Origin of the sequence: Streptomyces sp. NPDC002130 (assembly GCF_040296465.1) — a bacterium.
GTDB lineage: Bacteria > Actinomycetota > Actinomycetes > Streptomycetales > Streptomycetaceae > Streptomyces.
The window spans coordinates 1-6,380 of sequence record NZ_JBEOXI010000360.1; the positions used below are offsets into that span (position 1 = coordinate 1).

Genomic DNA, 6,380 nt, shown 5'->3' on the forward strand with positions numbered 1-6,380 from the left:
GATCGGCGCCGAAGGCGGCCCAGCGGACGAGGTCGGCGACGACCCGCCGCGCGCTTGCCGGCTCGCCGGCGAGCACCGCGGCCTCGACGTAGCAGGGCACGGCGAGCATCCAGACGCCGAAGTGTCCGCGCCGGGGGCCCGCGGTGACGAGCGGCCCGAGCCGGTCGGCGGCGTCCAGAGGGCGGCCGCGGGCCAGGTCGGCGCGGGCGGTGGCCCACTCGGCGAGGGTCGCGGCCTGGGTCAGGCCGTGAGGGCGGGCAGTGCCCAGGGCGGCCGAGGCGTACCCGGCGACCGCGGTGGTGTCCCCTTCGATCGAAGCGGCCAGGGCGAGCATCGCGTGGTGGCTCGCCGCGGTGTTGCGGTGGCCTGCCGTCAGTGCCGCGCGCACGCCCTCCTCCGCGTGGGCGCGCGCCTGCGCATGACGGCCGGCCCGCAGTTCGCCGTAGGCCAGGTACTCGAGGGCACGTGCTTCGAGCGCGGCGCACTCCACCGTGCGGGCGGCCGCGAGGGCGCGGGCCCCGGCGGTGCGGGCCGCGTGCACGTCACCGAGGAGCAGGGCCGCCGCGGCAGCGCGCAGCAGCCGCTCCGGCCGGTCGCCGTGACCTGCCCGCTCCAGTACGCGCCGCAGCGGGGCGGCGGCGTCCTCCGGCCGCCGGGCCAGCAGGGCCCGCATGCCGTCGCGGTAGTCCCGGAGGAACGGGTCACGGGCCCACCCCGGCCCCGGCCCGGGGCCGGACGACTCCGGCCGCCCTCCCCCGGGGTGAGGGAGGGCGAGGCTCGCGGAGCCGCGTGGCGCCCGACCGTCGGGGTCTCGCACCGTCGGGGCACCATGCCGGCCAGTCGCGGGCGCTCCGTCCTTGCCGGTCGCCCGAGCTCCGCAGGCGTCGGCCGCCCCTGCGCCACCCCCGCCAGTCACCGAAGCGCCGTGGGCGTCGACTGCCGGAGCGCCCCGGGCGTCGGTCGTCGGAGCGCCCAGGGCGTCGGCGGAGGTCACGGTGGTGATGGTGTCCGTGCCGTCGAGGGTGGTCAGGCAGAGTGTGACGTCGCCCGACGCCCAGGCGGCGTCCACCGCGCACAGGCGTGCCGCCTCGGCCCTGTCCGGGGCATCGGCGGCCAGCAGGGACGCGGCCAGCAGCAGGGTCTCGCGCGCGTCGCCCACCGGCCCGTCGAACAACTGCCGCCTGCCGCGCTCGAGTTCGGCATGGCCGCGGTTCCCGGTGGCGTCCCGGCCGGGCCGGCGCCCCGCGTGGGGAGCCGTCCGCGCCCTGCTTCCGTCTCCGGTCATCCAACGGAGGTTACTTGCGCGTAAGGAAGACCGGAAGCCTGTCGTCCGGGCGTCTCGGTGAGCTGACCCGCGGCGCCACCTGCGCGTTGACCGGGCCCGGCCGGTGGACGGACTGTGCCGTGGCCCAACGGACGACCGCCTCGGCCGTGCCCGCGCACGACACCGGCGGCGAACGCGTCACGCGCGCCCGCCGCCGGTCGCCCCCCGGCCCCCGACCCCGGCCCCGGCCCCGGCCGTTGCGGCTCCGGAGCCCTGAGCCCGCGAAACGTCAGGAGCCGTGCGGGCAGTTGCCCCGGTACTCCTCGATGGTCAGGCTCGGCCGGGGCAGCGGACACAGGAACTGCTCGTAGCGGGTGTCGTCGTCGATGAACCGCTTGAGCCAGGAAACGCTGTACTTCGCGATCGTCGTGTTCGACGAGTTGGGCGTGAAGTGCGTCGCAGAGTTCAGCTCCAGGTAGCCCCGGTCCAGAGACGAGGACAGGCTCGAGTAGAAGGGTTCGGCGTGGGAGGCGACCGGGGCGATGGTGTCCCCGTCGGCTCCGAAGATCAGGGTCGGCGTGGTGACCTCGGGCCAGGTCTTGTCGAGGTTCCACGGGGTCAGCGGGATCGCCGCCCGCAGGGCCGGACGGGACTTGGCGGCCTCCAGGCTGCCGCCCCCGCCCATCGAGTGGCCCATGACGCCGAGGCGTGAGGCATCGATGCGGGTACGCACGGTGCTGCGGTCGGTGAGGTAGTCCAGGGCGGCCAGCAACTGTCGGCCGCGGGAGTCGGGTTGGTCGAGCGTGGTGAGGGTGTCGATGGTGAACACCACGAAGCCCTGCGAGGCCAGGCGCGGCCCGAGCCAGGCGATGGACGACTCGTGGGCGGTGTAGCCGGGCGAGATGGCCACCGCGCCGAAGGTGCCATCACCGGTGCTCGTCGGGTAGTGGATGGTGCCGCCGCCGAAGCCGGTGACGGACAGCGAGGAGACGGATGTCTGCGACACGGCGTACGGACCGCGCAGTGCCTCGATGCTGGAGGTGGTGGGGGCGGGGCCGCGCTCGTAGGGGTTGTCCGCGGCGTGCGCGCCCGGGCCGGTCAGCGGGCCCAGGCCGACGACGGCGGCGAGCGCGGCGGCGGCACCGGCCAGTCGTCCGGCCCGGCGCCCGGCGCCGGATCCGAGGGTGCCACGGGTGCGCGTGGATGAGTCGGTGTGGGGTCGGAGTCGCACGGGGAGTCGTCCTCTCTGTCGTGGCGGTCGGCCCGTTCGCGGGCACGCGGGACCTGGGGAGTCCGCCGCGTGCCCGGGAAAACGCTGGGCACCGCCGTCGGGCTGGCCGTGCCACTGTCAGGCGCCGGCCACCGCGCGCGGACCGGCAATGTCACCGGTCTCGTGTGGCCGCAGCCAGGCCTCCGCCTCCCTCACGCCGCCGAGGCGACCGGCTTCCGGCCCCCGGCTGTCCGGCCCCCCCGACGACCAGATGGAACGCACTCTCGCCAACCAGAACATCAACGCCCGCCCACGGCCGAAAAGAGGCGCAGGGACGGTTGCTTCGGCTCGATAGCCTGCGGGACGTGATCAACTCATACGCGCATTCCTACGATGCCGCGGTCGCAACAGCCGCGGCGCTGGCCGGCGCGGACGTGGTCCGCACCATGTACGGCCGGTTGCTCACCCGTATCGACAAGGGTGCCGGGGACTTCGCCACCGCCGCCGATGTGGAGGCCGAGAAGGCGATCCTCGGCGTCATCCGTGCCGCACGGCCCGGTGACGCGGTGCTCGGCGAGGAGGGCGGGCAGCAGGGTGCCGCCGACGCCGTGTGTCAGTGGTTGGTCGATCCCCTGTGCGGCACGCTCAACTACGCCGTGGGAACCATGCTGGTGGCCGTCAACGTGGCGCTGCGGGACGGGGCGGCGGCGGTGGCCGACCCGTTCGGGAGTGAGGTCTTCTTCACGGACGGGGAGACCGCATGGGTGCGGCGTACCGGGATCGGCGACGCCGTGCTGACGCCCACGTCCGCCACCGGGTGGGTGGACGTCAACCTGGATCCGCCGTTCCCGGGTGCGCCCGCGTTCCGGACCGTGGATCTGCTGGCGCACCCCGAGTTCGTCGAACGTTTCCGGCCGCGCGTCGGATCCACCACGCTGGCGCTGGCCTGGGTGGCTGCCGGCAAGCGGGCCGCGTATGTCACGGACGGCAAGGACCTGGCCGGGAGCGTGCATTTCGCAGCCGGTGTCGCCTTGTGCCGTGCGGCCGGCTGTGTCGTCACCGGAATCGACGGTGCCCCGATCGATGAGACGGGTCGTGGGCTCGTGGTCACCGCCGACGAAGAGACACACGGGCTGCTGATGTCGATGATGCGCAGCTGAAGCCAGTAGCGCGACCGCTCCCGGCAGAACCGCACTTCGCCACGCGTCCGGCTCCCCTGCTGTATCGCACTCCGGCAGGGGAGCCGTCGCCGCTGTCACCGCCACTGATCGACGGCGAGCCGTTATGGCAGGCGCGGGGGACTTCTCGAACAGGCCTCGCCCGCGTCAGTCCACGATCACCCCGGCACGCGCCACCGGGGCCCGCCCGGCGAGTGCGCCGCCGAAGTTCCCCTCGACCTCCGCCTTCTCCGCAGCGTTCGGGTACGGGTTGGTGCACGACGTACCCGCGGTGGAGCCGGACATCAGGCTCGAGCACGGTCCGGGCTTGCGATCCGGCAGGCCCAGGATGTGCCCGAGTTCGTGCGCGGAGATGCGGATCGTGTCGTAGCCCTGGTCGACGGCCTGGCGCCCGATGTACACGGTGCCGTTGCCCAGGGTGGTGGGCAGGGCGCGCGGCCAGCCGTTGTCCGCCAGGACCCGTATGTTCGCGCGTTGCCCCGCAGCGACGGGCCGCAACTCGACGGCGTCGACACTCTCGTTCCAGATAGCCGCGCCCCGGTTGACGGCGCTCCTGAACTCCGCGGAGCCGCTTGCGTCGTAGGTCACGACACGGGCGGCCAGAGGCCCGCCGGCCGTCGAGGGGGTGGCGGCCGCGGCCTGACCGCCCGTCAGGGACACGGACACCAGACAGGCAGCGGCGAGACCGCCGGTCAGCATACGGACGTGCATGATCGACCTCCTTGTGGGGGAAGGGCAGTCGTGCTCATGACATTCCTCAGCCCATTGCCCGCCCCGGTCACCCCTGAATCCTCAGGCGACGGCCGCCACCGAGACGCCGATGGCGATGAACAGCCAGCCGGTGGTCAGCTCCCAGCGCCGACGGACCTCCGGCCTGGCGAGCAGGGCTCGTAGTCGCGCGGCGACCACGACGAGGGCGAACCAATAGGCGACGCCGATGAGGATGTCCAGCGTGCCCAGGAAGAAGATCTGCTGCGCCATCGATCCGTCACCGTCGACGAACTGCGGAAGGACGCTGAGGAAGAACAGGGCGGCTTTCGGGTTGAGCACGTTGGTGAGCAACCCCTGAGTGAATCCGTTCCGCAGACGCCCCCGGGCGGGCCCGTCCTCCTCGAGGGCGTCGGATGTGGCCTCGTTCGCGTCGTGCCTTTCCCGGGCGGCCCGGCGGGCGGCGAGTACGGCCCGCACACCGAGATACACGAGGTAGGCCGCCCCCATCAGCCTGATCCCGTCGAACACCACGGGTGAGCGGGTGGCGATCACCGAGAGGCCGGCCGCGGCGGCCAGCATGTGCACGCACAGCCCGGTCTGGGCGCCCAGTGCCGCCGCTCTGCCCTTCGATGGATCCTCGGCAGCCGATCTGACCACCACGAGGAAGTCCGGACCCGGCACCACATACGCCACCAGCACAACGCCGAGGAAACCGAGCAGGTCGACCGTCATCCGCCCTCCACTCCCGCGTCCCCCGAAACCGCCTGCGGCCGGGGCCCGTTGACACACCTGCGTGCACCGGTGCCGAGTACCCCCGTGCGGGCCGCCCGGACAGCCCGACCGCCGAAGCCTGGGGTGAACCGGAGCCAGGGACGCATGTGGACACCGGCGTTGACCTCGTACGCAGGTCACCACCACAATCTGCGGGCCGCGTCATCCGCCGGCGAACAGGGGGAATCATGTGCGACACGTGTCCTGACCGCGAGACGATCAATGCCATCGCGCGGAACCCGGCGGCACCGGTCGACGTCTTGAACAGGCTGCTCTCGAAGCAGGCCATCGCGGCCTGGGACATGCTGGGCTGGCGGGCGCTGCCGGACGAGGTGGTCGACGCGATCGTCGTCCATCCCGATCGCCGGATGCGCTCGGCGTTCGCCGCGAACCCCTCGGTGACGCCGGAACAACGCGCCCGGCTCATCGACGATCCCGACGCGCGGGTGCGCGAGGCTCTGGCCCACGGCCCCGAATGGTTCCGCATTCCCGTGGAGCCGCTTCCGGTCGCAGCCCAGGAGCGTCTGCTCGCCGACGAGGACGCCCGGGTGCGCCGCAGCGCGGCCGAGTCCCGGCACACGGCACCGGATCTGGTCGCCCGTCTCGCCGACCACCAGGACGCGAACCTCCGGAGGGCGGCGTGCCGCGAGTGGGCCGCGCTCTCCCGGGACACCCGCGAACGCCTCGTCCATGACCCCGTGGAGGACGTACGCCGGGCCGCCATGCGGGAGGCCTGCCGCGACGACGCGCGCTACACCGACCTCCTGCTCGACGCGGACCTCGGCCCCTTCTTCCGGCAGGAGGTGATCCGCAACGGGGCCCTGAGCACGGCGACCGCCGAACGACTCGCGGCCGGCGGCGAGGAGTCGGACCGGCGCGAACTGGCGGCCAACCCCCACCTGCCCGTCGACGTCGTCCGCAGGCTGGCCGGGGACGACGCGCACAGCGTCCGGCTGGCCGTGTCGGTCCGGCCCGAGCTGACGGAGACGGAACGAGCCGCCGTCGACATCACCATCAGCCCGTCCGACCGGCTGTATCCCGTCGAATGGGTGCGCCTGTGCACCGATCCCGACGTGCTGCGCCGATGCGCCCGGTCGGCCAACATCCTGCTGCGCCGCAGCGCCGCCTTCAGCCCGCACCTGCCCGCCGACGCCGTCGAACTGCTCTCGCGGGATGTTCGACAACGTGCCGCACGTGAAGGTGTTCTGGGTGATGCACGGGGTGCAGACGGCGCAGCTCGCGTTGC

At 73.2% G+C, this 6,380-nt stretch carries 5 protein-coding genes and 1 pseudogene; 2 read left to right on the plus strand and 4 right to left on the minus strand.

From position 1 onward, the window contains the following. Positions 1–1,285 (minus strand): annotated as a pseudogene (locus ABT116_RS38200) (LuxR family transcriptional regulator); the annotation flags it as partial. A gap of 268 nt (positions 1,286–1,553) precedes the next feature. After that, positions 1,554–2,495, minus strand: coding sequence for a bis(hydroxyethyl) terephthalate hydrolase (gene bdeA / locus ABT116_RS38205; protein WP_502984007.1), 942 nt, complete (start codon positions 2,493–2,495; stop codon positions 1,554–1,556). A 344-nt stretch (positions 2,496–2,839) separates the two neighbouring features. On the opposite strand from bdeA, the gene ABT116_RS38210 reads away from it, so the two are divergent. After that, positions 2,840–3,634 carry an inositol monophosphatase family protein gene (locus ABT116_RS38210; protein ID WP_351644048.1) on the plus strand — a complete coding sequence of 265 codons (795 nt, stop codon included), beginning with the start codon at positions 2,840–2,842 and terminating at the stop codon, positions 3,632–3,634. Positions 3,635–3,799: 165 nt separating this feature from the next. Here ABT116_RS38210 and ABT116_RS38215 read toward each other — a convergent pair whose 3' ends face one another. Then, complete coding sequence (locus ABT116_RS38215; RefSeq protein ID WP_351644050.1) at positions 3,800–4,363, minus strand: snapalysin family zinc-dependent metalloprotease; 564 nt, start codon at positions 4,361–4,363, stop codon at positions 3,800–3,802. Positions 4,364–4,444: 81 nt separating this feature from the next. After that, positions 4,445–5,095: a LysE family translocator gene (locus ABT116_RS38220; RefSeq protein WP_351644053.1), complete on the minus strand. Its 651-nt coding sequence runs from the start codon at positions 5,093–5,095 to the stop codon at positions 4,445–4,447. 227 nt (positions 5,096–5,322) lie between these two features. Here ABT116_RS38220 and ABT116_RS38225 point away from each other — a divergent pair. Continuing rightward, the coding region (locus tag ABT116_RS38225; RefSeq protein ID WP_351644055.1) for a hypothetical protein at positions 5,323–6,380 on the plus strand (1,058 nt) is incomplete at its 3' end.

Excerpts from the sequence above, each read along its gene's own strand:
- ABT116_RS38220 (WP_351644053.1), bottom strand. The coding sequence starts at position 5,095 with ATGACGGTCGACCTGCTCGGTTTCCTCGGCGTTGTGCTGGTGGCGTAT.
- ABT116_RS38215 (WP_351644050.1), bottom strand. The coding sequence starts at position 4,363 with ATGCACGTCCGTATGCTGACCGGCGGTCTCGCCGCTGCCTGTCTGGTG.